The organism is Ruegeria sp. CDSC054, from assembly GCF_059610645.1.
Map to the genome: position 1 here is coordinate 731737 of NZ_JBXWOA010000002.1, position 24944 is coordinate 756680.

General features: G+C 56.8%; 35 protein-coding genes. 2 read left to right on the forward strand and 33 right to left on the reverse strand.

What is annotated here, in order from left to right; genetic code table 11:
- Window positions 1-22: 22 nt before the first annotated feature.
- The 21 genes from AC2FGC_RS07535 to AC2FGC_RS07635 all read right to left on the reverse strand — a co-directional run bounded on the left by AC2FGC_RS07535 (window position 23) and on the right by AC2FGC_RS07635 (window position 18990).
- Window positions 23-814, reverse strand: a complete 792-nt coding sequence (locus AC2FGC_RS07535; RefSeq protein ID WP_058272392.1) for an amino acid ABC transporter ATP-binding protein — start codon at window positions 812-814, stop codon at window positions 23-25.
- A gap of 12 nt (window positions 815-826) precedes the next feature.
- Window positions 827-2131 (reverse strand): amino acid ABC transporter permease, encoded by a 1305-nt coding sequence (locus tag AC2FGC_RS07540; RefSeq protein WP_496725276.1) that lies wholly within the window; start codon window positions 2129-2131, stop codon window positions 827-829.
- Window position 2132: 1 nt separating this feature from the next.
- The gene (locus tag AC2FGC_RS07545; RefSeq protein ID WP_282153885.1) at window positions 2133-3401 is read right to left on the reverse strand and encodes an amino acid ABC transporter permease; all 1269 of its coding nucleotides are present in this window, start codon (window positions 3399-3401) and stop codon (window positions 2133-2135) included.
- 126 nt (window positions 3402-3527) lie between these two features.
- Window positions 3528-4544 carry an amino acid ABC transporter substrate-binding protein gene (locus AC2FGC_RS07550; protein WP_282153884.1) on the reverse strand — a complete coding sequence of 339 codons (1017 nt, stop codon included), beginning with the start codon at window positions 4542-4544 and terminating at the stop codon, window positions 3528-3530.
- A 208-nt stretch (window positions 4545-4752) separates the two neighbouring features.
- Window positions 4753-5460 carry an ATP12 family chaperone protein gene (locus tag AC2FGC_RS07555; RefSeq protein ID WP_496781866.1) on the reverse strand — a complete coding sequence of 236 codons (708 nt, stop codon included), beginning with the start codon at window positions 5458-5460 and terminating at the stop codon, window positions 4753-4755.
- Window positions 5461-5464: 4 nt separating this feature from the next.
- Complete coding sequence (locus AC2FGC_RS07560; RefSeq protein WP_496781868.1) at window positions 5465-6136, reverse strand: HAD-IA family hydrolase; 672 nt, start codon at window positions 6134-6136, stop codon at window positions 5465-5467.
- The gene (locus tag AC2FGC_RS07565) at window positions 6133-7176 is read right to left on the reverse strand and encodes an RluA family pseudouridine synthase (protein WP_496781869.1); all 1044 of its coding nucleotides are present in this window, start codon (window positions 7174-7176) and stop codon (window positions 6133-6135) included. The genes AC2FGC_RS07560 and AC2FGC_RS07565 overlap by 4 nt, the downstream gene beginning before the upstream one ends.
- 106 nt (window positions 7177-7282) lie before the next feature.
- Window positions 7283-8596 carry a replication-associated recombination protein A gene (locus AC2FGC_RS07570; protein ID WP_496781871.1) on the reverse strand — a complete coding sequence of 438 codons (1314 nt, stop codon included), beginning with the start codon at window positions 8594-8596 and terminating at the stop codon, window positions 7283-7285.
- A gap of 4 nt (window positions 8597-8600) precedes the next feature.
- Window positions 8601-9989: a trypsin-like peptidase domain-containing protein gene (locus AC2FGC_RS07575; protein ID WP_496725572.1), complete on the reverse strand. Its 1389-nt coding sequence runs from the start codon at window positions 9987-9989 to the stop codon at window positions 8601-8603.
- A 79-nt stretch (window positions 9990-10068) separates the two neighbouring features.
- A complete protein-coding gene (locus AC2FGC_RS07580; protein WP_496781873.1) occupies window positions 10069-11124 on the reverse strand; it encodes a TauD/TfdA family dioxygenase in 1056 nt (351 codons plus the stop codon).
- A gap of 159 nt (window positions 11125-11283) precedes the next feature.
- Entirely contained in the window at window positions 11284-11706 is a 423-nt protein-coding gene (gene rplQ, locus AC2FGC_RS07585; RefSeq protein WP_058272384.1) for a 50S ribosomal protein L17, read from the reverse strand.
- A gap of 119 nt (window positions 11707-11825) precedes the next feature.
- Window positions 11826-12842, reverse strand: a complete 1017-nt coding sequence (locus AC2FGC_RS07590; protein ID WP_113791474.1) for a DNA-directed RNA polymerase subunit alpha — start codon at window positions 12840-12842, stop codon at window positions 11826-11828.
- Window positions 12843-12956: 114 nt separating this feature from the next.
- Window positions 12957-13346, reverse strand: a complete 390-nt coding sequence (rpsK, locus tag AC2FGC_RS07595) for a 30S ribosomal protein S11 (protein ID WP_037311698.1) — start codon at window positions 13344-13346, stop codon at window positions 12957-12959.
- Window positions 13347-13360: 14 nt separating this feature from the next.
- On the reverse strand, window positions 13361-13729 hold the full coding sequence (gene rpsM, locus AC2FGC_RS07600; protein ID WP_058272383.1) for a 30S ribosomal protein S13: 369 nt from the start codon (window positions 13727-13729) through the stop codon (window positions 13361-13363).
- A 201-nt stretch (window positions 13730-13930) separates the two neighbouring features.
- Window positions 13931-14599 carry an adenylate kinase gene (locus AC2FGC_RS07605; RefSeq protein ID WP_496725262.1) on the reverse strand — a complete coding sequence of 223 codons (669 nt, stop codon included), beginning with the start codon at window positions 14597-14599 and terminating at the stop codon, window positions 13931-13933.
- Window positions 14596-15960 (reverse strand): preprotein translocase subunit SecY, encoded by a 1365-nt coding sequence (gene secY / locus AC2FGC_RS07610; protein WP_058276180.1) that lies wholly within the window; start codon window positions 15958-15960, stop codon window positions 14596-14598. The genes AC2FGC_RS07605 and secY overlap by 4 nt, the downstream gene beginning before the upstream one ends.
- A gap of 109 nt (window positions 15961-16069) precedes the next feature.
- Window positions 16070-16543, reverse strand: a complete 474-nt coding sequence (gene rplO, locus AC2FGC_RS07615; protein ID WP_058272380.1) for a 50S ribosomal protein L15 — start codon at window positions 16541-16543, stop codon at window positions 16070-16072.
- Window positions 16544-16685: 142 nt separating this feature from the next.
- Window positions 16686-17525 (reverse strand): hypothetical protein, encoded by an 840-nt coding sequence (locus AC2FGC_RS07620; RefSeq protein ID WP_496781875.1) that lies wholly within the window; start codon window positions 17523-17525, stop codon window positions 16686-16688.
- Window positions 17526-17724: 199 nt separating this feature from the next.
- Window positions 17725-17940, reverse strand: a complete 216-nt coding sequence (locus tag AC2FGC_RS07625; RefSeq protein ID WP_496725256.1) for a DUF1127 domain-containing protein — start codon at window positions 17938-17940, stop codon at window positions 17725-17727.
- A gap of 213 nt (window positions 17941-18153) precedes the next feature.
- On the reverse strand, window positions 18154-18600 hold the full coding sequence (locus AC2FGC_RS07630) for a hypothetical protein (RefSeq protein ID WP_496725254.1): 447 nt from the start codon (window positions 18598-18600) through the stop codon (window positions 18154-18156).
- 21 nt (window positions 18601-18621) lie between these two features.
- A complete protein-coding gene (locus AC2FGC_RS07635; protein ID WP_496725252.1) occupies window positions 18622-18990 on the reverse strand; it encodes an antibiotic biosynthesis monooxygenase family protein in 369 nt (122 codons plus the stop codon).
- Between the two features lie 77 nt (window positions 18991-19067).
- On the opposite strand from AC2FGC_RS07635, the gene AC2FGC_RS07640 reads away from it, so the two are divergent.
- Window positions 19068-19499, forward strand: a complete 432-nt coding sequence (locus AC2FGC_RS07640) for a MarR family winged helix-turn-helix transcriptional regulator (protein ID WP_496725250.1) — start codon at window positions 19068-19070, stop codon at window positions 19497-19499.
- 101 nt (window positions 19500-19600) lie between these two features.
- Here AC2FGC_RS07640 and rpmD read toward each other — a convergent pair whose 3' ends face one another.
- From rpmD to rpmC, 11 genes are all read right to left on the reverse strand, one after another.
- Window positions 19601-19789, reverse strand: coding sequence for a 50S ribosomal protein L30 (gene rpmD / locus AC2FGC_RS07645; RefSeq protein WP_008757946.1), 189 nt, complete (start codon window positions 19787-19789; stop codon window positions 19601-19603).
- Window positions 19790-19801: 12 nt separating this feature from the next.
- A complete protein-coding gene (rpsE, locus tag AC2FGC_RS07650; protein ID WP_058272455.1) occupies window positions 19802-20371 on the reverse strand; it encodes a 30S ribosomal protein S5 in 570 nt (189 codons plus the stop codon).
- 114 nt (window positions 20372-20485) lie between these two features.
- Entirely contained in the window at window positions 20486-20845 is a 360-nt protein-coding gene (rplR, locus tag AC2FGC_RS07655; RefSeq protein WP_496725248.1) for a 50S ribosomal protein L18, read from the reverse strand.
- Between the two features lie 11 nt (window positions 20846-20856).
- The gene (gene rplF, locus AC2FGC_RS07660) at window positions 20857-21390 is read right to left on the reverse strand and encodes a 50S ribosomal protein L6 (protein WP_058272374.1); all 534 of its coding nucleotides are present in this window, start codon (window positions 21388-21390) and stop codon (window positions 20857-20859) included.
- A 12-nt stretch (window positions 21391-21402) separates the two neighbouring features.
- Entirely contained in the window at window positions 21403-21795 is a 393-nt protein-coding gene (gene rpsH, locus AC2FGC_RS07665) for a 30S ribosomal protein S8 (RefSeq protein WP_008757119.1), read from the reverse strand.
- Window positions 21796-21808: 13 nt separating this feature from the next.
- Window positions 21809-22114, reverse strand: coding sequence for a 30S ribosomal protein S14 (rpsN, locus tag AC2FGC_RS07670; protein WP_496781879.1), 306 nt, complete (start codon window positions 22112-22114; stop codon window positions 21809-21811).
- A 19-nt stretch (window positions 22115-22133) separates the two neighbouring features.
- Window positions 22134-22694, reverse strand: coding sequence for a 50S ribosomal protein L5 (gene rplE / locus AC2FGC_RS07675; RefSeq protein WP_058272373.1), 561 nt, complete (start codon window positions 22692-22694; stop codon window positions 22134-22136).
- On the reverse strand, window positions 22687-22998 hold the full coding sequence (rplX, locus tag AC2FGC_RS07680) for a 50S ribosomal protein L24 (RefSeq protein WP_058272372.1): 312 nt from the start codon (window positions 22996-22998) through the stop codon (window positions 22687-22689). Before rplX ends, rplE begins: the two co-directional genes overlap by 8 nt.
- Window positions 22999-23000: 2 nt before the next feature.
- The gene (gene rplN / locus AC2FGC_RS07685; protein ID WP_008757934.1) at window positions 23001-23369 is read right to left on the reverse strand and encodes a 50S ribosomal protein L14; all 369 of its coding nucleotides are present in this window, start codon (window positions 23367-23369) and stop codon (window positions 23001-23003) included.
- 75 nt (window positions 23370-23444) lie between these two features.
- Window positions 23445-23675 carry a 30S ribosomal protein S17 gene (gene rpsQ, locus AC2FGC_RS07690; RefSeq protein WP_058272371.1) on the reverse strand — a complete coding sequence of 77 codons (231 nt, stop codon included), beginning with the start codon at window positions 23673-23675 and terminating at the stop codon, window positions 23445-23447.
- 4 nt (window positions 23676-23679) lie between these two features.
- Entirely contained in the window at window positions 23680-23886 is a 207-nt protein-coding gene (gene rpmC, locus AC2FGC_RS07695; RefSeq protein ID WP_037311745.1) for a 50S ribosomal protein L29, read from the reverse strand.
- A gap of 299 nt (window positions 23887-24185) precedes the next feature.
- Between rpmC and AC2FGC_RS07700 the strand changes: the two genes are divergently transcribed.
- Complete coding sequence (locus AC2FGC_RS07700; RefSeq protein ID WP_496725246.1) at window positions 24186-24458, forward strand: hypothetical protein; 273 nt, start codon at window positions 24186-24188, stop codon at window positions 24456-24458.
- A gap of 120 nt (window positions 24459-24578) precedes the next feature.
- On the opposite strand, the gene AC2FGC_RS07705 is transcribed toward AC2FGC_RS07700, so the two are convergent.
- Window positions 24579-24785 (reverse strand): cold-shock protein, encoded by a 207-nt coding sequence (locus AC2FGC_RS07705; RefSeq protein ID WP_010437077.1) that lies wholly within the window; start codon window positions 24783-24785, stop codon window positions 24579-24581.
- Between the last annotated feature and the right edge of the window lie 159 nt (window positions 24786-24944).

Here is a 24944-nt window from a genome sequence, read left to right on the forward strand (position 1 = left end):
TTTCCTGAATTGGTAACCGGGTTCAGTGCCCAAGAATCTGGCTGAGGAACAGCTTGGTCCGCTCGCTCTGCGGGTTGTTGAAGAACTCTTCCGGTTCGTTCTGTTCCACGATCTGACCGGCATCCATAAAGATCACGCGGTTGGCGACCTGACGAGCAAAGCCCATCTCGTGCGTGACGCACAGCATGGTCATGCCTTCCTCGGCCAGCTCGATCATGGTGTCGAGCACCTCTTTGATCATCTCGGGGTCCAGCGCCGATGTCGGTTCATCGAACAACATGATACGCGGCATCATGCACAGCGAGCGGGCAATCGCCACACGCTGCTGCTGACCACCTGAAAGTTGACCGGGATACTTATCCGCCTGCTCGGGGATTTTCACCTTTTCCAGGAAGTGCATCGCGCGCTCTTCGGCCTCTTTCTTGGGCGTCTTGCGCACCCAGATCGGGGCCAGCGTGCAGTTCTCCAGAATGGTCAGATGCGGGAACAGGTTAAAGTGCTGGAACACCATGCCAACCTCGGACCGGATCTTGTCGATGTTCTTGAGGTCATTCGACAGCTCGGTCCCATCCACCATGATCGTGCCCTGCTGGTGTTCCTCCAGCGCGTTCAAGCAACGGATCAGTGTGGACTTTCCGGAACCGGAAGGCCCCGCGATCACGATCCGCTCGCCCTGATTGACGGTCAGATTGATGTCGCGCAGCACGTGGAAAGATCCGTACCACTTGTTCATATTGTTGATTTCGATGGCGACCTCATCGCTCACCTGCATCTTCGAGCGATCGATTTGACGATCAATTGCAAGTTCAGACATATGTTGAACTCCTTAATGGTGGCCAGTCTGAAGCTTGCGCTCCAGATACATGGAATAACGGGACATAGAGAAGCAGACGACGAAGAACAGCGCCGCGATGAACGCGAACAGTTCCCAGTAGATGCCGTTCCAGGCGGTGTCGGCGCGGATGGCAGATGCCAGTCCGATCACGTCGAACAATCCGATGATCGACACCAGTGTCGTATCCTTGAAGATCCCGATGAATGTGCTCACGATGCCCGGAATTGAGATTTTCAGGGCTTGCGGCATGATGATCAGTCGCTGTGCTTGCCAGTAGTTCAGGCCGAGACTGTCGGCACCTTCATACTGACCCCGTGGCAGGGCAGCCAGACCACCCCGGATCACCTCGGCCATATAGGCAGCCGAGAACAGGGTCATCATGATCATCACCCGCAGGATGATGTCAAAGTTGGTGCCCGGCGGCAGGAACAGGTTCAGCAGCAGCGAGGCCACGAACAGCAGCGTGATCAGCGGCACACCGCGGATGAACTCGATAAAGCCCACGCACAGGTACTTGACGATCATCAGGTCGGACTGACGGCCTAGCGCCAGTACAATTCCGATCGGCAACGAGACACCAATGGCCACGACACCCAGCAAGATCGCCAGCATGAAGCCACCGAACTGACGGCTTTGTACGGCTTCGATACCGATTGGCAGGATCGAGTCCAGCGCACCGACGAAATAGCTGGACAGAAACAGCCACCAGATAACCGACGCTGCGACACCCGCTATCATGCCAAACAGACCGCTCAGTTGTTTGCTAACAAGGGTGTAGACACCCCAACCGACAACAAACCCCAACGCTGCCGCGATCGGTCCCCAAATGGTGCCGCCCCACATCAGGAAAGGCATCAAGAATGGATAGATCGCAGTGACGATCAGCATCTTGGACGGCACACGATCCGAGTACAGGACCGGCGCCAATGCGACCAACAGCAGGATCAGCGATACAATCGGACGCCAGTACAGGTGGCTCGGGTAGAACCCGAACAGCAACTGCAACCAGCGGTCATTGATCACCGCCCAGCAGGCATGGCCATGGGTTGAACCCCAGGTGGCAATCATGATCTCGCGGCATTCGTTCAGCGAGTTGGCGTTCCAGACAGACTGAAAGATCCAAGGCAGAACGCCCGACAACACGTACCAGATCGCGTAAAGCGAAACCAACGTCAGGATCGAGTTAAACCAGCCTGAGAAGAGATTGTGCCTGATCCACCCTATTGCTCCGACTTCGGACGCTGGCGGGGCTTGTTCCGGCAACATTTCCGTGCGGACAAATGAAACATCACTCATATTACCGCTCCACCAGTTTGACACGGTTGTTGTACCAGTTCATCACCGCCGAAATACTCAGCGAGATGGCCAGATAGACCAGCATCAGCAGCAGAACGCATTCCAGCTCGCGGCCGGTCTGGTTCATGGTGATGCCACCCAGAGTCCCCGTGATGTCCATGTATCCGACCGCAATCGCCAGCGACGAGTTCTTGGTCAGGTTCAGATAGTTCGAGATCATCGGCGGGATGATCACCCGCAGCGCCTGAGGCAGGATAACCAGCCGCATGGTGCGACCCGGACGCAAGCCCAGCGCAGACGCAGCTTCGGTCTGACCCTTGGAAATAGCCAGAATGCCGGCGCGTACGATCTCGGCAATGAAGGCCGCCGTATATAGCGACAAAGCCAGCCATAGCGCGATCAGAGAGTTGCGCATATGCGTGCCGCCTTTGAAATTGAATCCTTTCAATTCCGGGTATCCAAGGTGTAAGCCCAGTGCAGTCATCAGGATGATCATCGGGACGAACAGAATGCCCAGCTGGATATGCCAGATCTTAGGACGATCGCCGGTTGATTCCTGTGTGGCGGCGGCCCAGGCGGACACTTTGCGCATGGTAAAGATGCTGCCACCCAGAACGACCAGAAACGCGACAAGATCCAGCGAAATATCAAACCGAAGGCTTGATGTTCCGAACAAGTGGATATCGCCCAAACTACGCGAGAACAGGAACTCCGGGATATACACACCCCGATTGGTAACGGCGACGGTGTTGAACAGATCCATCGTTGCCGTGGGGTTATCACCTCGGAACGCATTAGGTGCGGGCAAGCCTTCGATCAAAATGGCCATGGCCAGAACGATCCACAGCAGGACAGGCACGTTACGGAAAATCTCGACATAGAAGGTCATGATACGCGCGACCAACCAGTTGTTCGACAGACGCAGCACGCCGACAAAAACGCCGACTATCGTCGCCGTGATACACCCGAGAACCGCAACAACCAGCGTGTTCAGCAAACCGATGAAGGCGGCGCGAAGATGGCTGTCCTGTGAGGTGTATTCCAGCAATCGCTGGTTAATGTCATAACTTGCGGATTCTGCAAAAAAACCGAATTCGACCGGTTTTCCCAACCCTTCAAGGTTTTGAATGGTATTTGAGATGATCCAGGCTGCCAGAAGCATGAAACCAATCAATGCAATGACCTGAATGGTCGCTGATCGGTACCGCGTATCGTAAAGGAGCATGGACAGCCGGAACTGCTCCTTCGGCGGGTCAGTGAGAGTCGTCATGACCTATGTATTTCCCCGTGCATCCCGTTTTTTGCCGGCGAAGTTGATCTTCGCTCAATCCATCCGGGAGTGTTTCTTATTTATGGAAAAAGGGCGCAGGTTGCCCCGCGCCCTTTCCCGTGGATTTTAGCGGAACGGCGGCGAATACAGCAGACCACCATCGGTCCACTGGGCATTCAGACCGCGCGCAAGACCAATCGGAGTTTCTTCACCGATGTTCTTGGCAAACACTTCGCCGTAGTTACCACCCGCTTTGATGGCGTTTGCTGCCCAATCTGCGTTCAGACCCAGCATCTCGCCCAGAGTACCTTCGGTACCCAGCAGACGGTTTACTTCCGGGTTGTCGGTGCCAGCGCTCAGCTCGTCGATGTTTGCCGAGGTCACGCCCAGCTCTTCTGCCGAAACCAGTGCGTTCAGAGTCCAGCGGACAACGTCGCCCCACTCGTGATCGCCATGACGGACCAGCGGGCCCAGCGGCTCTTTCGAGATGATTTCAGGCAGCAGGACGTGATCACCGGGGTTTTCAAACGTGGCGCGGGTTGCAGCCAGGCCCGATGCGTCGGTGGTGTAAACGTCACATGCGCCAGCCAGATACTGCTGTTGCGCTTCGGCGTTGGTTTCGATCGGAACCGGCTCGTAGCTGATGTTGTTGGCACGGAAGAAATCGGCCAGGTTCAGCTCGGTGGTGGTGCCGGTTTGGATGCAGACGGTCGCGCCGTCCAGTTCTTTGGCCGAGCTTACGCCCAGTGCTTTTGGAACCATGAAGCCCTGGCCGTCATAGTAGTTGACGCCAGCAAATTCGAACTTCAGGTCGACATCGCGGCTGAAGGTCCATGTGGTGTTACGTGCAAGCATGTCGATCTCACCCGAAGCCAGCGCAGTAAAGCGCGTCTTACCAGTGGTCGGCACAAACTCGACAGCGCTGGAATCGCCCAGAACGGCCGCAGCGACGGCACGGCAGACTGCGACGTCAAAACCTTGCCATTCGCCATTCGCGTCAGGCAGCGAAAAGCCGGCCAGTCCGGAGGACACGCCACAGTTCAGCTTGCCGCGCGCTTTGACGTCGTCAACAGTGCCCGCTGTCGCTGCCGCAGCAGCCAGACCGGCGACTGTGGCCACGCCCAAAATTACGGATTTTTTCATTTTTACCTCTTCCTGTTTACCCGCCCCTATTCCGGGACGGCTCTGTCCGGCACCTCTGGCACCAGAAAGGTTACTCCAAAGGTGTCTCCCCTTTAGTGGGCATGAGTTTGCTCGCATTCATAAACAAACGTCAAGGGTCGGATCAGGGAAAACGATGAGTCAATTCAGCGATGACCGGATCTGTGTCAAAAATTAATGCCCAATAGGCTCAGATAGAGATTTCAATGAACCGTTTAGCGTGTAGAAACGCAGCTTTTTTGATCTCGGCAACCGCGTGCGCCTCGTCATCGTGGCCCCATTGTTCGGTTTGCCAGGCCTCGTCGAGCCTTGAAATGTCCCAGATTTCATCCGCCGCGCGCCAGTCCATGGCGGCGGCAAATCCCAGTACCAGTGAGCCGGACAGGCTGACAAGATCGTGAAAGGCGGCGAGCTGGAAGTCGTTGAATTCGTGTACGCGGCCTCGAAGTGTGCTGAGCGCTTCTGCAGACTGTGGCTGATGCAGCACACCAACCACAGGAACCAATCGCGCGGCTAGGGTTTCAGCTGCCCAATCTAGGGCCGGGTCCCACTGATCTGCCTGTCGCTGCTGCAACGTTTGCGGGTGTGTCGCCCGGTAACACAACAAATCCGAATCGCCGTAATCGGCCAGCATGTCCGCAACCTCGGCGTGCTGATGACGCACTTTGTCGATGGCCGCATTTGCAGACCGGGTAAACGGCATCAGGGTCGGATCAACCTCTTTTTCCTGCCCATCCCATTCTGCAGCAACCGCGTCGGCCATTGCCTGCGTCGGCAGGATCAATGCGGCCTTGGCCGGGGTCTTGACCCGGCGACCGTCCAATTCGACGGTGTATCCGTCTTCCGCTTGGACAACCGCGCAGGCGGTCCAAAATCGCTTTGGCTTCCAGTCACTCATTTCTTCAGGTCCAGATATTATCCAGCGCACGGGGCAACTGGCCAAAATTTTCAATTATACAGGCCGCGCCGTTCAGGGCTGATCGGTCATGATATCCCCAGGATACGCCGATGCCTGTTACTCCGGCAGCCCGTGCCATATCCATGTCGAACCGGGTATCGCCAATCATTACCGTATCCGCCGCATCAACGCCCGTTTCAGAACGGGCCGTGTCGATCATCGACGGATGCGGTTTCGAGGGGTGATGGTCCGCAACCTGCCGGGTCACGAAATAGCGTTCCAGGTCATGTGCTTCGATCAAGGCATCCAGACCGCGTTGGGATTTTCCGGTGGCCAAACCCAGCAGCACCTCGGGGATGTCATGCAGGGTTTCGATTACGTCCCGCGCACCGGGGTAGAGCGGTGAGCTTGCGGCACCCTGCTCCAGACGGTTTGCGTGATAGGCCTGTTTGTAGCCCTCAACGAGATTGTATTGAACCGTTTCGCTCTGCTCGGGCGCAAGCTGGGCCATTGCATTGGGCAAGGACAGACCAACGATGGACAAAATCGCCTTGCGATCGGGAACCGCTAGGGACAGTGCCCCAAAACTGGCGGTCATCGCCGCGACAATGCTGCCCTGGCTGTCGACAAGGGTTCCATCCACATCGAAAAGCACCAAACGCAAGGGTGCGCTCATTGCAATTCCTCGAACGGGTCTTCTACGGCCAGATCTTCGGTCCAGCCGAACGTGTCCCAGCTGTGTTTCATATGCTCAGGCAGCGGAGCTTTTACGGTTATGGTCTTGCGCGTGACCGGATGCTGGAATGAGGCCTGCCGCGCGTGCAGGTGCAGCTTCTTGCTGATGACCCCGCCCAGTTGCGCGCCCCAACCGTCCCCCAGATTTTCCTGCCCCGAGCCACCGTATTTGCCATCGCCAACGATTGGGTGACCGATTGCCGCCATATGCACCCTCAGCTGGTGCGTACGGCCGGTGATCGGCTCCATCGCGACCCACGAGGCGCGCCCGGCCACGCGATACAGTGTTGCATACAGCGTATGCGCCCGTTTCGCGCCCGGCGTGTCGTTGATTTCGTTCAGATGTACGGCGATCATCTTCTCGCCCTCACCCTGTTTGCCGTGACCGGATGCCTTGACCAACCCGGTCTTGATCTCGCCCAGATACGGGGTCGGCACGCCAGCAACCAGCGCCCAATAGATCTTGCGTGTATCGCGATGCCGGAAGGCGGCCGTCAGCCCCTTGGCGGCCTCGCGGGTGCGGGCCATTAGCAATACACCCGATGTGTCCTTGTCCAAGCGGTGCACGAGGCGCGGATTTTCGTCATAGCCAAAACGCAAAGCCTCGGACAGACCGTCTACGTGGCGGGTCTGGCCGCTGCCGCCCTGCACCGGAAGACCCTGTGGCTTGTTCAGGGCCAGAACATGATCGTCGCGATAGATCACGCAAGACTGGATCATCTTGGCATCGGCATCCGAGATGCCACGTTTGACCGCGACCGGTTTGTGATCGGCATCCGGCAACGGCGGCACACGTACAACCTGCCCGACCTCAAGCCGGGTGGAGGCTTTGACCCGCCCGCCTTCCACGCGCACCTCACCTTTGCGGCACATCTTTTCGATGCGGCCCTGGCTGACATGCGGGAACAGGCGGCGCAGCCACCGATCCAGCCGCTGGTCGCCATCCCCCTCTGCCACGGTGATCAATTGTACGCCACTCATACCGATATCCCCTTCACGCGGCGGTTCCGCGCGGATTGTGTACCCTCACGTGCCTTAGAAAACATGCGCGTCTGTGGCGTGCCGCACGGCAAGAGTCAAGCCAGCGCTAGGATCTGTTCCGCTGCGACCGAAGCTTGGCAAAGTAGTCCAGCCGCTTTTTTAGTTCCCGCTCAAAACCACGTTCCACGGGTTGATACAGCTCGGGCCGTTCCATTCCATCGGGAAAATAGTTCTGACCCGAAAACCCATCCTCTGCATCATGATCATAAGCATAGCCCGCGCCATAGCCCTGATCTTTCATCATCGACGTCGGTGCGTTCAGGATATGCTTTGGTGGCGGTTCGCTGCCCGATTGCTTAGCCAGCCTCATGGCGGCTTTGTAGCCCACATAAGCGCCGTTTGATTTAGGAGCCAAAGCCAGATAAACCAGCGCCTGCGCTATGGCTAATTCACCCTCGGGGCTGCCCAGGCGTTCGTAAGTTTCCCACGCGTGCAAGCAGATCGACTGCGCCTGCGGATCGGCGAGACCGATGTCTTCGACCGCCATCCGCGTGATCCGCCGTGCAAGATATCGCGGATCTTCTCCACCCGTCAGCATCCGCGCGAACCAATAGAGCGCCGCATCCGGGTCAGATCCGCGCACGGACTTATGCAGGGCCGAAATCAGATTATAATGCTCGTCCCCGGATTTGTCGTATTTGGCCGCGCGACGCATCAATCTTGTCGACAATGCATCAGGGTCCAGCGGTGCATCCACCTTCCAAGCCGCAACCTGTTCGATCAGGTTCAATAGCGCGCGACCGTCACCATCCGCCATCTCTTGCAAACCCTCTCGAGCCGCGCCTGTCAGTGGCAGGGCGCGGTCGAGTTCCATCTCTGCTCGCTGGGTCAGACGTTCCAGATCCGCAAGGCTAAGCCGCTCAAGGACAAGAACCTGTGCTCGACTAAGCACAGCGGCGTTCAGTTCAAAGGACGGATTCTCGGTCGTGGCCCCGACCAGCAGGATCGTGCCATCCTCCATATGCGGCAGGAACCCGTCCTGCTGCGCTTTGTTGAAGCGGTGGATTTCATCAACGAACAGCAGCGTGCCCTGCCCGTTCTGCCGACGGATCTTTGCCGCCTCGAACACTTTCTTCAGGTCCGGCACACCAGTGAAAATCGCGCTGATCTGAACGAAATGCAGGTCGGTTTCCTGCGCCAGCAAACGTGCAATTGTGGTTTTCCCAACGCCCGGCGGGCCCCAAAAAACCAAACTGGACAGACTGCCCGAGGCCAGCATGACCCCAAGCGGAGCGTCCGGGCCCAGTACCTGCTGTTGTCCGATGACCTCGGCCAACGACTGCGGGCGCAGCCGGTCCGCCAACGGGCGGTGCGGGGATGGTGCAGGCTCGCTCGCCCGGGTATCGAACAGGTCGCTCATGCGGTTACAGCCGGAACCGCAGAGATACGGCCCGTCCGCCCCGCAGAACATCCAAATTCAATCTGCGCCCCGGATCAGTCATCGCATCCACCACGTCTTTAGGATGTCGAACTTCCGTTCCGTTGATGCTTATGACTACATCACCCGCGCGCAATCCAGATCGTCCACCGTACCGGTCTGCATCCACAATCACCACGCCAGTTTGCGACAGCAACAGCCCCATCTGGGTAATGATCGCCGGGTTGATGCGCGACACCTTCAGGCCCGGCATCACGGTGTCATCGTTCAGAACGGTTTCATCAGCCGGTGGAGTTTCCGGGACCTTGATCAGGGCAACCTCGATATCCGCACTGTCCTGACCCCGCAGCCGGGTCAGCACCGAAGTGCCACCAACGCCGGCGACGGACATGCGGAACTTCATCTCGGCTGGGGAATTCACCTCATCCCCATCCACATGGGTCACCACATCCCCCACGCGCAGCCCTGCCTCACCCAGCGGACTCAGGGCGTGCAGGTCCGAGATCACAACACCCATAGGGAATACCAACCCCAGAGATTCGGCGATGTCCGCACTCATGTGCTGACCAGCGACCCCGGCCCAAGGGCTGACAAAGCTGTCATTCCCGGCCTTGGCCTGGCGCAAAAATTCGGCCACCAGATTTGCCGGGATCGCAAACCCGATACCGTTGGAGCCGCCTGATCGCGTCAGGATCGAGGTGTTAATCCCGATCAGATCACCATTCACGTCGATCAGCGCCCCGCCGGAATTGCCCGGATTGATCGCGGCGTCGGTTTGAATAAAGTACCCACGCGCGTTGCCGGTGGCCGTCCCGGTCCGCGCCAATCCAGAGATGATCCCGGAAGATACGGTTTGTCCCACACCAAACGGATTACCGATCGCAAGCGCCAGTTCTCCTACTTCGATCTGGTCGGAATCGCGGAAGTTCAGATGCGGCAAAACCTTGGCGTCTTCCAACCGCAGGATGGCAATATCGCTTTCCTTGTCGCCCAGCACCACTTGCGCCGAATACTCGCGCCGATCAGTTGTAACCACGCGGATTTCGGTAGCCGTGCCAACAACGTGATAGTTCGACACCACATAACCGTCTTCTGACAGAATGACGCCAGAGCCCAGTGAATTCTGCACATGTGGACGCGGTTCAGAGAACCCCCGACCGAAGAACTCTTCAAAAAACGGATCCGAGAAGAAAGGATTCGCCCGCCCCTGGCGAACAATCTTGGCATAGATGTTAACGACCGCCGGAGAGGCCTGTTTCACCACCGGGGCGAAACCAAGGCTGATTTCGGCCTGCGATGTTGGCACCTTTGTTTCAGCATTTGCTGACACTGCAAGTGTCGCCAGCATCAGAGAACAGAGAACTTTCCGCATGATCCATCCGTCGGTTAATCGCCTATCGGATATGCGTCTACACGGGCCGTAATGCAAGCATCCGTTCAGCGCGTTGGAGGCGTCAATCCAACGGAGCGTGCAGCCGCGTGCCTTCCGTGATGATCCCGCCGCGCTGGCCCACTTCAATCGTGCCATAACGCTGCCTGAAGACTTCGGGCAATTCGCGATCTCCTTCGGGCGACAGCCAAAGCCTCAGCAAATGGCGGCGCTCTGCCGGGTCAGGCCAGTCCACGAACCCGGTCCGGTCGTGCAGTTGCGAATGGTTGTACACGAACTGCATGTCACCCGGTTGCAGCCGCATGGAAAGACAGAGGTCGGGATCATTCGCCAGCGCATCAAACCGGTCCAGCGCCTCAATGTGATCCGGTGTCAGCCGCATCGCTTCAGGAAATCGTTGCGCACTGTCGATATACTGCCTTTGGTAGAACACCGTCAGCTTACCATCGTGCCAGGAGAACGGCGGGATCGACATAAAAGGTTCCATGCCGTCCGGCACTTCCCCTCGTCGGTCGGTCGCTATTGGGTCAAACAACCGTTCCAGCATTTCCGGGCATTCTGACCGCATCCTATTAAAGATCGTCTCGGCACTGACCAGCAGCGAATCTCCGCCCTCCTTAGCCTCGCGCAGGCACAGCAGGCCGACGATATCGGCGCTGTCGGTGTGAAATGTCTGGCGCTCATGCGTTTGATAGATCCGGGTATTCGGATCGTTCGCATCTGCACCGATGTCGCGCACATGCCCCAGAATGTGTCCCTGCGCGTTTTGTGACCGGGCCGAGCCCAGATGAGCACCGACACCGCAGAAAATCGTGGCCGCGACCTCTTGCGTATAATTCTGCACCGGAAGGCCACGGATCACTTCGAAACCGATCCCGTTGATCAGCTTCTCTCGCAGGCTTGCCAGATGCCGGTCAAACCGTTTTAAAGGGAAAGCGGGTTTTGTGATCTCACCGATATCTCTTTCGAGGCTCAGGTAGTGACGGGCAGCTTGCTCAAGATCCTCGACGTCGTCCGCCGTCAGATCAATGATCCATTCACTCCGACGCGTACGCATGTCCTGACCGGTCCACACAGACGGTCCCGTGAGTTCGTTCGGTAATTTAGTTGGGATTGCCATCATCCGTCCTCCACGCTCATCGTGCAGCATGATCCGTGAGGTTCGGGGATTCATCAACGGATATCGCCGAAAATGCTCTAACCGCGACACCAAGAGACCAAAAAGAAAAAACCCCCGCGTCCGAAACGCGGGGGTTTGAATTCAGAAAGCCGGGCTTTCTTATTCTTCGTCTGCGGCCTCTTCGGCGGCAACGCGGGCTTTGTCAGCCGCGCCTTTGGCGTCCAGATCACGGTCAACGAATTCGATGATCGCCATCGGTGCCATGTCGCCATAGCGGAAGCCAGCTTTCAGGATACGGACATATCCGCCCTGACGCTCGGCGTAGCGGGGGCCCAGGATTTCGAACAGCTTTGCGACGTCTTTGTCTTCTTTCAGCTGCGATGCGGCCTGACGGCGGGCGTGCAGGTCGCCGCGCTTGCCCAGAGTGACCAGCTTTTCGATGATCGGGCGCAGTTCTTTTGCCTTGGGCAGAGTTGTTTTGATCTGCTCATGTTCGATGAGCGAGCCAGCCATGTTTGCAAACAGAGCCTTACGGTGCTCATGAGTACGGTTAAGGCGGCGGTAACCACGTGCGTGACGCATTTTCTAGTTCCTTCTTCAGCGTTTTGCTTTGTCTGGCCGGCGATGCGTGTCACCGGCTCTCCTTGGGGCGGAAGTGCCCGTATTGTCCCCGGAAAGCCCAGGCATTGGGGAAGACGCGCTTAGAACGCGTCTTCGAATTTCTTCGCCAGATCTTCGATGTTGTCGGGCGGCCAATCCTCGACATCCATGCCAAGGTGCAGACCCATGCCGGACAGCACTTCCTTGATCTCGTTCAGCGACTTGCGGCCGAAGTTCGGGGTGCGCAGCATCTCGGCTTCGGTCTTCTGGATCAGATCGCCGATGTAAACGATGTTGTCGTTCTTCAGGCAGTTTGCCGAACGGACCGACAGCTCCAACTCGTCTACTTTCTTCAGCAGCAGCGGGTTGAACTCCAGACCATCGTCTTCGTCCTGGCGACCAGCCGCTTCGGGCTCGTCGAAATTGACGAAGATCGACAGCTGATCCTGCAGGATGCGTGCGGCAAAGGCCAGCGCGTCTTCCGGCGTGATCGAACCATCGGTTTCGATCTTCAGGGTCAGCTTGTCATAGTCCAGAACCTGACCTTCACGAGTCGGCTGAACGTCATAGGCAACCTTTTTGACCGGCGAATAGATCGCGTCAATCGGGATCAGGCCGATAGGCGCGTCTTCCGGCTTGTTCTTCTCAGCCGAAACATAGCCCTTACCGGTGTTGACGGTCAGTTCCATGAACAGGTCGGCGCCATCGTCCAGGTGGCAGATAACGTGATCGCGGTTCAGAACCTCGATACCAGCGCTTTCGCTGATGTCACCCGCGGTGACGACTGCTGGGCCTTTGGCATTGATCGACAGGCGCTTGGGGCCTTCGACTTCCATGCGCAGGGCGACCTGCTTGAGATTCAGGATGATGTCGGTGACGTCTTCGCGCACGCCAGCGACGCTCGAGAACTCGTGCAATACGTTGTCGATCTGGACGCTGGTGATGGCCGCACCTTGCAGCGAGCTCATCAGAACGCGGCGCAGCGCGTTGCCCAAGGTCAGACCAAAGCCACGCTCCAGCGGTTCAGCAACCAAGGTTGCCTGACGCGCGGGGTCGTTGCCCGGCTTGCCTTCCAGCTGTGTCGGCTTGATCAATTCAGCCCAATTCTTATGGATCATGTAATCCCTCCATTCCTGTCCGCGCCCCATGACCAACAAGGTGCAGACGCCCGAGGTTCAAAATGACGTGCTGGGGCCGTGCGAAAACACAGCCCCAGCTCAATTCAAAATCGCTTAGACGCGGCGGCGCTTCGGCGGGCGGCAACCGTTGTGAGCAATCGGTGTCACGTCACGGATCGACGTGATGTTGAAGCCCACAGCAGCCAGCGCGCGCAGAGCCGATTCACGACCAGAGCCGGGGCCCTGAACTTCGACTTCCAGCGTCTTGACACCGTGATCCTGCGCCTTCTTGCCTGCATCTTCTGCAGCCATCTGAGCGGCGTAGGGTGTCGATTTACGCGACCCTTTGAAACCCATAGTTCCTGCCGACGACCATGCAATGGCGTTGCCTTGCACGTCCGAGATCAGGATCTTGGTGTTGTTGAAGGTCGAATTCACATGGGCGACGCCCGATGCGATATTCTTGCGCTCTTTTTTCTTGGTACGAGTCTTTTCGCGTGCCATCAGTCAGACCCTCCTTATTTCTTCTTACCGGCAATGGCCTTTGCGGGGCCTTTGCGGGTACGAGCATTGGTATGGGTACGCTGACCGCGAACGGGCAGGTTACGACGGTGACGCAGACCGCGGTAGCAGCCCAGGTCCATCAGGCGCTTGACGTTCATCTGAACTTCGCGGCGCAGGTCACCTTCAACGGTGAAGTTTGCGTCGATATGTTCGCGGATGGCCAGAACTTCGGCGTCGGACAGTTCATTAACGCGACGGGTCGCGTCGATGCCTACGGCTTCGCAGATTGCTTTGGCCGAGGTGTTTCCGATACCGGTGATATATGTGAGGGCGATAGGTACCCGCTTTGCAGTCGGGATGTTTACGCCGGCAATACGTGCCACGTGTCACTTTCCTTTTTTGTTGCGGTTCCGTAGCTCCGGAACCTTTTTTCACAACACTCGATCTTGGCAGTGACGCCAGAGGATCCAGTATTATTCGAGGTGGTCGGGGCATCCGGAACGAATCCCGCATGCGGTCGTGATTCCCGTTAGGGATGGGGGTCGATATGGGCTTTTCCCGCTCAGGTCAAGGGCAGAAATGGATCAGCCGTTTCCGACGTCGACGCCACCATCCAAAACCTGCGAAATCTCGTTTTGAACGGCGTCAATTTCACCCAGGCCGTCAACCCAGGACAGGTTGCCCTTGGCATAGTAATAGCCGATCAGCATCGAGGTCTTTTTGTAGTACTCCATCAGACGGGTCTTGAGGCTTTCCTCATTATCATCTGCGCGGCGTTTGAAGTCGTTTTCCTTGCCGCAGTTGGTGCATTTTCCGTCCGCCGGGATCGGCTTGGTGACGTCATTGTAGACCTCGCCGCAACCACCACAGGTCGAGCGTGCGGTGATCCGTTCGACCAGCGCGTCATCGTTGACTTCCATCGCGATGACCGCGTCCAGCGTTTCGCCGGTGCTGTTCAGCAGATCTCCCAACGCGTCAGCCTGCGCCAGCGTGCGCGGAAAACCGTCGAAGATGAAACCGCCCTTGGTACCCTGTTCCAGCTTTTCACGGATCAGGCCGATGACGATCTCGTCGGTTACCAGCTCACCCTTGGCCATCACCTCGGCCACGCGGTTGCCCATTTCGGTCCCGCTGTCCTTGGCTTCTCGTAGCATGTCACCGGTGCTCAGTTGCACCATGCCGCGCGTTTCAACCAGGTGACGCGCTTGCGTTCCTTTGCCCGCACCCGGCGGGCCCAACAAAATGATGTTCATCGACGAGCGGGTCCCTTCCTGCCGCGTTTCTTGCTTTTACCGCGCAGCTGGGACTTTTCGATAAGCCCTTCGTATTGATGCGCCAGCAAATGGCTCTGGACTTGCTGGATCGTGTCCATGGTCACAGAGACGATAATCAGAACCGAGGTGCCGCCGAAGTAGAACGGGATGGCGAATTGGTTCCGCAGAATTTCAGGCAGCAAACATACCAGCGCCAGATAGGCCGAACCCAGAACCAGCACGCGGTTGACCACGTATTCCAGATACTCGGCGGTTTTCTTGCCGGGGCGAATGCCAGGCACAAAACCATTCTGCTTTTTCAGGTTGTCCGCAACATCATCCGGTTTGAACGAGACGTTGAACGTGTAGAAATAGGCGAAGAATACGATCATCGACGCGAAGAACAGCAGATACAGCGGCTGACCGGGGCCAAAGTTGGCCAGCAGCCAAGACATGACCGGCCCGTTTGTGGCACCCGACGAGAAGGTCGAGATCGTCACCGGCAGCAACAGCAACGAGCTGGCAAAAATCGCCGGGATAACGCCCGCCGGGTTCACCTTGACTGGCAGGTGGCTGGAGCCGCCCTCGTATACCTTCATACCGGCCTGACGGCGCGGGTATTGAATGTGGATCTTACGCAGCGCGCGTTCCATGAACACCACGAAGGTGATGACCACGATAACCATGACGATCACACCGATAATCACGGCGGGGCTGATTGCACCAGAGCGACCGGACGCAAAGAACTGCGCCAGAGCGGCCGGAACCTCGGCAATGATGCCGACGAAGATGATCAGAGAGATACCGTTGCCGATGCCGCGCGCGGTGATCTGTTCACCCAGCCACATCAGGAACATCGTACCGCCAACCAGAGTGATCATGGTCGACATGCGGAAGAAAAGCCCAGGATCGGTGGCCAGATCGCCCGATTCCAGCGAAACCGCCAGACCATAGGCCTGAACAGTGGCTAGGGCCACGGTGCCGAAACGGGTGTACTGGTTGATTTTCTTGCGCCCCTGCTCGCCCTCTTTTTTGAGCTGTTCGAGCGCGGGAACCATGGATGTCAGCAGTTGCACGATGATCGAGGCTGAAATGTAAGGCATGATGCCGAGGGCAAAGATACCCATCCGCCCCAGCGCCCCGCCGGTGAACATCGAAACCATGCCGCCGATGCCCTGCCCCGCTTGCTCCATGAACTCGCGCAGTGCTTGTCCGTCAATCCCCGGCACCGGAATGAAGGTGCCCAGACGATAGACGATCAGCAATGCAAGCGTGAACAGGATGCGGTTGCGCAGATCGGTGGCTTTACCAAGGGCAGACCAGCTTGTGTTGGCTGCCATTTGTTCTGCTGCTGATACCATAAATCGGTCTCTCTTATGAAAACACCGCCCGGAACCGTTTTCCGGCTCGGGCGGCGTCTTGGAAAACTCTGAGGTCTATGTAAGCGGGTCTTGGCCCGCTCACAAGCGCTTACTCTGCCGCAGCAGCTTTTGTGACCGTAAGTGAGCCGCCCGCTTTCTCAACTGCTTCAACAGCAGCCTTCGAAGCACCGGTGACTTCCAGGTTCAATTTGGCGCTGATTTCGCCTTTGGCCAGAACGCGGATACCGTCCAGCTTGCGACGAACAAGACCGGAGGCAACCAGCGCATCCTCGGTGATCGCAGCTTTGGCGTCCAGCTTGCCGGCGTCGACGAATTTCTGGATCAGGCCCAGGTTGATAACGGCGAATGCCTTGCGGTTCGGCTTGTTGAAGCCACGCTTGGGCAGACGCTGGTACAAAGGCATCTGACCGCCTTCATAGCCATTGATGGCCACACCCGAACGGGATTTCTGGCCTTTGATACCACGGCCACCCATTTTACCTTTGCCGGAACCCGGACCACGGCCAACGCGGGTGCGTTTCGGTGTGGCGCCAGGATTGTCGCGCAATTCGTTCAGTTTCATTTCGCTTCTCCTAAGCCGGAAATGACCCGCGAAGCGTGATGGGTCAGACACGGCATTTCTTGGTTTTGATTCGTATGGCGCAAAGCCACCGCAGGCGTATAGGACTGTTGGGACAAGTTGGCAAGCCCGCAGCCCCTATACGTCATTCGTCAGACACGTCGGCAAGGTCTTCCGTTGCGGCTTTTTTCTGCAAGGGTGCTGCGTGCGGGTCGATCCCATGCTTTTCGACCAGCCGGCCAACCATGCTTTCCGGATGTGGGATTCCGTTGAACCGATTGAGTATGAACGAACGCATGCGACGGCCATAGAAATGGATCGACATGGTGTTCTCGGTAAGGAACCGCTCGGCATTTCCGTTGGATCGTACCATTGCCCGCCGAGCCCTGTAGGTTACAGGGTACAAAACGTCTTGGGGCTGCGAAAAACGAGCCTCGTTATTGTCCCTCAAAAGCCAGGTCAGGGCGCGTGGGCCCCAAATACCCCACGGCATATCGCTTGCGTGTGGCGTTTCACCAGCCAAAGCCATGTCAATAAGCGGTCGGCGTTGCTTGGGCGACAGCCAATGCGGAATGCGATAAGGATTATTGGTGTAGTCGATCAAATCATACAGCGTTGCGCTGTCCGCAGGCAAAGCCAACACCCCACCGTTGATTTCGTGCGCGGCTAGCCAACCATGCAAATGACCGTTTTCAGTTGTAAAGGGTTTGACACAATATGCGTCGGTATCGGCCCAGATTATGTCTGGCACTTTCGCCAGCATCTGCACGCGAAACTTGTCGGAATGCAGCGCGGGACTGCCCGTGCGCTTGTGTAGGATCACCTCATCATCCGCCAGTACTTCCCGCGCGTCACGCACTTCGACACCCTCGGGGATGTTTGTGACCCGCCCGTAAGTATAAAGGCGGACATGTTGGCCGACATCCAGAAAGGATTTGATGCACAACTGCTCGAGAAAGCTAAGAGGGCCTTCAATCCAAAGCATGCCAACCTGATACTCTTTCACCGGCTCCGGCCCTTCGTGTTGTTCCTGGTTACGGCGCCGACAGGTGCCCTGTCGCGTATTTGGCCCATTTCCCGCTAGGTCGCAACGGTTGGGGCGAAATTCCTGTCGACTGTGCCAAGAGCACCCCGGAATCAAAAGAGACGCCCTCAGGCGTCTCTTGGTCAGGTTGTCGGGAAGATCACGAACAATAAACGTGGTCCCGAGCGATGTCCTTTATATCACAGCGGCGGACTCCGATGTCGTCCAGTTCACGATCTGTCAGACTCTGCAATTCAGAATAAGTCTGATCATACTGAGCACGCAGGGCATTTGCCTCTTTGACGCGCTGGAAAAAGTTCGCGATGCGGGCGCTCAGGCCAAAGCCGTCGCGGGAATATGTTGCTGTATGTGCCATAGTTTATTTCCTTTCTCTGCCCGGGGCGAATTCCCCGGATACTGTTTGCGTTCCTTGTTTGGACAGGGCTGAGATAGGTCCAGGCGATATCGCTAACAACCGAAGTTTCGGTCTAGCCGTTATGCATCTATTGAATAGCTGAGCAGCAGGGATCGATGCTGCGAGCCCGATAGCATGCGATGAAACGGCGGCTACGGTCAAAGCCCGGTCCAGCTACTTTCCCGCACGTCTTCTGCGGGCAGTCATCGCCCGGCCGTCGCGTATACTCAGCCCCATCAGCGCCAGGTTGGCTGCCCCCGCGAGCAACTCAACGACCTGCACAGAGTAAAAACTGGCATCGAAGTCCCCTGCGTTTGCTTTTGCGCTGAGATAGATTGCGGCGGGAACAAGGATCAACAGGCCGTTCATCGCGATGATCGGCATTCGCATTTTCTTGGCAAGCGCCCGCGCGTCCTTGCGTCGACGCCCAAGGGACATGCCAGATGCACCCACGATCACCATTGCGGGCACAAGGATAAACAGCCCACTAACGATCATGGACTTTACGGCCGCGACAGTCGCATGGGTCGCAAACAACTCGCTGTACAAAGTGGACGTCCAGAACATGAATATTGTCAGGAATCCTATTATACCGGCGATGGGGTGAATTGACTTTATCATGTGCCTACTCCGCTTTTGACATCAGGCGACGCAGTGGTTTTCGACTGTGAGTTTTCTTAGAAGATGTGGACGTGCCACGGCGCTTTCGGGATAGTCTGCAATTCGACGCTGGAACTCTGGGTGGGTGAAGGCGTCGCGAAAGCTTTTGACGTCCTGCCAGATCGCATAATTCACGAAGGTCGAGCTGCCAGCGATCCCCTGATGAAGCTGGGTCGAGATGTATCCCGGCTGGAACTTCATGAAGTCCGCATCGTGTGCCCAGGCCTTCAACAGCGCCTCTTCGTCTTTCGCGTCCACCGTAAAAACGTTGATCAGCACCACGGGGCCTTCCTCGGCCTGCATCTGATCAGCCAGTGTGACGACCTTATCCATCTCTTCGATATGAGCCATTTCGATTCCTCTTCATTCACTTGTATAGCTTGCTATATATTATTGCATAGCTTGCTATTCAAGTGTAAATCTCAAGCATGGATTTCGAAAAAGAGAACTCGGCCGGATATCTGGTCAATCACATGGCGCGATTGTTCGCGAAAGAGCTGCAACACCACATTGCGCCTTTGGGCATCGTTGTTGGACAGTTCCCAGTCTTACTGGAGCTTTGGCTCAAAGACGGAGTCACCCAAAAGGATCTGCTGGCCAAGATTGACGTCGAACAGGCGACCCTGGCCAACACGCTCAACCGTATGGAGCGCGACGGCTTGATCAAAAGAACGAAAAACCCCGCTGACGCCAGGGCTCAGTTGATCTGGTTAACCGAAAAGGCCGTCGCGCTTAGAAACAGCGCCTATGAGTCGGCCCAGAACGTGAATTCCCAAGCCTTGCAAGTTCTGACTGAGCCTGAGCGGGCGCAGTTCATGGATTATATGCGGCGGGTAATAAGCGGAATACGTACAAGTTGAACTAAAACCACATCGGGTGAGGCGACAGTCAACACTGCCCTTAGACAAAAAAACGCCCCCGAACTGATCGGAGGCGTTTCTAGCTCTTAGAAGCAAGGCGCTTAGCCGCGCTCTTCGATGATCTCAACCAGATGCGGGATCTTGTTGACCATGCCGCGCACCGAGGGGGTATCCTCAAGCTCGCGGGTTTTGTGCATCTTGTTCAGGCCCAGGCCGATCAGAGTTGCGCGCTGTTCAGCGGGGCGACGGATCGGGGAACCGATTTGCTTGACGACGATGGTTTTTGCCATGGGTCGCTCTCCTTATGCTTCTGCTTCAGCAGCAGCTGGTGCTTCGTCCCGCTTGGGCAGGATGTCAGCAACCTTTTTGCCACGACGCTGGGCAACCGAACGCGGGCTCTGCTCTTTCTGCAGGCCGTTGATGGTGGCGCGGATCATGTTGTACGGATTCTGCGAGCCCAGCGACTTGGACACAACGTCCTTCACGCCCAGCATTTCGAACACGGCACGCATCGGACCACCGGCGATGATACCGGTACCTTCAGGTGCGCTGCGCATAACCACTTTACCGGCGCCATGACGGCCTTCGATGTCATGGTGCAGGGTACGACCTTCGCGCAGTTGCACGCGGATCATCTGACGCTTGGCTTGTTCAGTCGCTTTGCGGATGGCTTCAGGTACTTCTTTCGCTTTACCTTTGCCAAAGCCTACGCGGCCTTTCTGATCGCCTACGACCACCAGAGCGGCGAAGCCAAAGCGCTTACCACCTTTTACGGTTTTCGATACGCGGTTGATCGCAACCAGACGATCTGCGAATTCCGGAGTTTCGTCGCGGTCACGTCCACGGCCCCGGCGGTTATCACGTTCTGCCATTTTGGCATCCCTTTTTTTGGTGACGCTTGCGGCGTCGTTTGTTCAATCCAAGTGGGCCTCGGCATTGCCAAGGCCCCCGGATCATCGGGGCGGATCGAAACCCGCCCGCAAGTCTTAGATCTTCAGACCACCTTCACGCGCAGCGTCGGCGACAGCCTTCACTTTGCCGTGGAACAGGAAGCCACCACGATCGAAATAGGCCTCTTTGACGCCTGCCTTCTTGGCACGCTCGGCGATGGCCGCGCCCACTTTGGTGGCCGCTTCGACGTTGTTCTTGCCAACAACACCCAGATCTTTTTCCAGGGTTGAGGCCGAGGCCAGGGTCACGCCACGTACGTCGTCGATCAACTGAACAGAGATGTTCTTGTTCGAACGGTGTACGGACAAACGCGGACGACCCGCGTTGACCTTGCGAAGTTTGTTCCGAACGCGCAGGCGGCGCTTCAGAAACAGGGTTCTTTTGCTGTTTGCCATTGTTTGCGTCCTTACTTCTTCTTGCCTTCTTTGCGGAAGATGAACTCGCCCTTATAGCGGATGCCTTTGCCCTTATAGGGCTCGGGACGGCGCCATTCACGGATTTTCGCCGCGACTTCGCCCACCTGCTGCTGGTCGTTACCTTCCACAATGATCACGGTCTGCTTCGGCGCGGTGATGGTGACACCTTCCGGAGCAACGAAATCAACGTCATGGCTGTAGCCCAGGTTCAATTTCAGGGTGTTGCCCTGCATCTGAGCCCGGTAACCAACACCCTGGATCTCCAGCTCTTTCTTGAAGCCTTCGGTCACACCGGTCACCAAGTTTGCGACCATTGTGCGGCTCATGCCCCACTGCTGGCGCGCGCGCTTGGACATACCGCGAGGGTTGATCTGAACCACGTTATCTTCGACCGACAGCGTAACGTCGTCGGTCGCAGTGAAGCTGCGGGCGCCTTTCGGGCCTTTGACTTCGATGGTCTGGCCGGAAACCGAGGCAGTTACGCCGCTGGGCAATTCGACCGGACGTTTACCAATACGAGACATTGACAGACCTCCTTAGAAGACGGTGCAGAGCACTTCGCCACCAACATTGTTGGAGCGTGCGTTCTGGTCCGACATCACACCTTTCGGAGTGCTGACAATCGACACACCCAGACCCTGACGGACCTGCGGGATGTCATTGACGCCCATGTATACGCGACGACCGGGCTTCGAGACCCGCTTCAGTTCGCGAATGACAGGGGTGCCTTCGTAGTATTTCAGGCTGATTTCGATGGCCGGATGACCGTTTTCACCGGTCGTCGCTTCGTAGCCACGGATGTAACCTTCGTCCGCCAGCACGTCCAGAACCCAACCACGCAGCTTGGAAGCCGGGGTGGAAACGGTGGACTTGCCACGCATTTGCGCGTTGCGGATACGGGTGAGCATATCGCCGATAGGATCGTTCATATCATTCTCTCCCTTACCAGCTCGATTTCACCATGCCGGGGATCTGACCAGCAGAACCCAGCTCGCGCAGCGCGATACGGCTGACCTTCAGCTTACGGTAGTAAGCGTGGGGACGACCGGTCAGCTGACAGCGGTTGTGCAGACGAGTAGCCGAGCTGTTGCGCGGCAGTTTCGCCAGTTTCAGACGCGCTTTGAAGCGCTCTTCCATCGGCTTGCACTCGTCATTCGCGATTTCTTTCAGCTCGGCACGCTTTGCGGCATATTTGGCCACCAGGCGTTCGCGCTTCTTCTCGCGTTCGATCATTGCTTTTTTAGCCATGTCTCAATCCTCCCGGCGCTTACGCGTTGAACGGCATGTTGAAAGCTTTCAACAGTGCCTTTGCTTCAGCGTCGGTTTTCGCTGTGGTGGCAATTACGATGTCCATGCCCCAGACTTCGTCAACTTTGTCGAAGTCGATTTCCGGGAACACGATGTGCTCTTTCATGCCCATGGCAAAGTTGCCCTGACCATCGAAAGACGGCTTCACGCCGCGGAAGTCACGAATCCGTGGCATCGCGATGGTGATCAGACGATCCAGGAATTCGTACATCCGGTCACCGCGAAGGGTCACTTTCGCGCCCAGCGGCATGTCTTCACGGACGCGGAAGCCAGCGATCGACTTCTTCGCCTTGGTCGAAACAGCCTGTTGACCAGCAATTGCAGTCAGATCCTCGACGGCAGCTTTCGCTTTCTTCGAGTCTTTGACCGCTTCGGCACCACAACCGATGTTCAGAACGATTTTGTCCAGCTTGGGCAGCTGCATGTCGTTCTTGTAGCCGAACTCTTCTTTCAGAGCGGCACGGATGGTTTCAGCGTACTGAGCTTTCAGACGCGGGGTGTAGGTTGCGTTATCAAGCATCGATCACGTCCCCCGTGGTCTTGGCGAAGCGCACTTTCTTGTCACCTTCCATGCGGAAGCCAACGCGGGTTGCTTTGCCGTTCTTGTCCAGCAGAGCCAGGTTCGACAACTCGATCGGGTTTGCCTGAGGCAGACGACCACCCTGAGAGTTCTGAGTCTGACGAGTGGCGCGGATGGCGATGTTGATGCCGTCAACAACAGCTTTTCCGGCAGATGGGTTAACCGAGGTGATAGTTCCCTCTTTACCCTTGTCCTTGCCGGCCAGCACGACGACCTTGTCGCCTTTGCGGAGTTTAGCAGCCATGATTACAGCACCTCCGGAGCCAGCGAGATGATTTTCATGAAGTTCTTGCCACGCAGTTCACGAACAACCGGGCCAAAGATACGTGTACCTACGGGCTCGTTGTTGTTGTTCAGGATGACGGCGGCGTTGCGATCAAAACGGATCGCGGTGCCGTCTTCGCGACGGACTTCTTTGGCGGTGCGTACGACGACGGCCTTACGGACGTCACCTTTCTTTACGCGGCCGCGCGGGATGGCTTCCTTCACCGAGACGACAATGATGTCGCCGACGGAGGCGTATTTACGCTTGGAACCACCCAGGACCTTGATGCACTGAACTCGGCGTGCGCCGGAGTTGTCAGCGACATCCAGATTGGTCTGCATCTGGATCATGTGGTTTCTCCCGACCTGTGGGGGCTGGTCTGGTTAGATCCCCCAGGGTTTCGACAAATGGAAAATCCTGAAAGCTTACGCTTCCAGAACTTCCCAACGTTTCGTCTTCGATTTCGGCGCGCATTCGATGATGCGAACAGAGTCACCGACCTTGAAGGCGTTCTTTTCATCGTGAGCCCGGTATTTCTTGGACTTACGGATGGTTTTCTTCAGAACCGGATGCGTAAAGCGGCGCTCGACGGACACGGTTACGGTTTGTGCGTTTGCATCGCTGGTTACGGTGCCGGACAGGATACGCTTGGGCATAGGATTACTCCTCCGATGCCGCAGCAGCGGCCTTTTCGTTCAGGATGGTTTTGACGCGGGCAGCGTTGCGGCGGGCCGCTTTGATGCCGGCGGTGCTTTCCAGCTGACCGGTTGCCTGTTGAAAGCGCAGGTTAAAGCTTTCTTTCTTCAGGTTGGCCAGTTCCTCGCGGAGCTGGTCCGGGGTCTTGTCACGCAGTTCTTGGGCGTTCATCGCCTTTTTCCTTTGCTCAAAACACCAGAAGGCCCCTTACAGGGTCACCTTTGACCTGGTGGATGAATGATAGACATACGAATCCCCCGACTCAGCCGGGGGAACGCAAGATGCCGCTCTATAGGGGGTTCAGCAGAGGGTGGCAAGGGAAAGTTTGATACCAACTTTCCAGCCACCGCAACATGACACCGATCCCCCACCAAAACAAAATTTCCGCGACCTTGAGTTGAGCTCTGGATACCCTACTCAATTATGGTACGAAGTGCTCCTGACCAATATCCAAATTTGAAGGCTTGCTTATGGGTGTATCAACAATACTTGAAATTTTGGGGCTCCCAACAACGTTAGAAATTCTTGTAGCAATTAACGTGATCAGTATCGTCTATCTGATTTGGTATGCTTGGTATCTCTTTGTGGCAAACAAAGGTGATCCAGGCGCGCTGGGACTTGCGATTGCCGCTATGGCATTCCTGAATTTAATGGGCGAGGCAAAGGATTGGTACGAAGACAGCTACGATGATCGTGCGCGAAGTTCTTCAAATCTGCAAAGTGATACCAAATCTGACAACTAGATCGTTTCTTCCGTTCTAAACCATCATACTAGTCGCGTAATTTGTACCATTGAACTTCAAACGCAAAACGCGGCCTCGCTTTCACGAGACCGCGTCTGCAACTGTCCAAGTCTGAGTGACTTACGCCAGAGCGATGTTCACAGCCGACTCGCGACCGTCACGGCCGGGCTCGATGTCGAATGTTACTTTCTGGTCGTCGGCCAGGCCGGTCAGACCCGAGCGCTCAACAGCAGAGATGTGTACAAACACGTCTTTGCCACCGGTCTCCGGTGCGATGAAGCCAAAACCTTTAGTTGTGTTGAACCATTTTACGGTGCCATTGGCCATATCCGTAGTCTCCTATTATATTGCTGTCCGCGGAATTGCGACAGCGCGGCGTTGTAGGTCTGGATCGAGAGACTGAACGCCGAAGATTCGGGAGACAGTGGTCGAAAAAGAAAAACGTAAGCGTGCCTCACATGGTTCATGACGACACATATTGCAAGG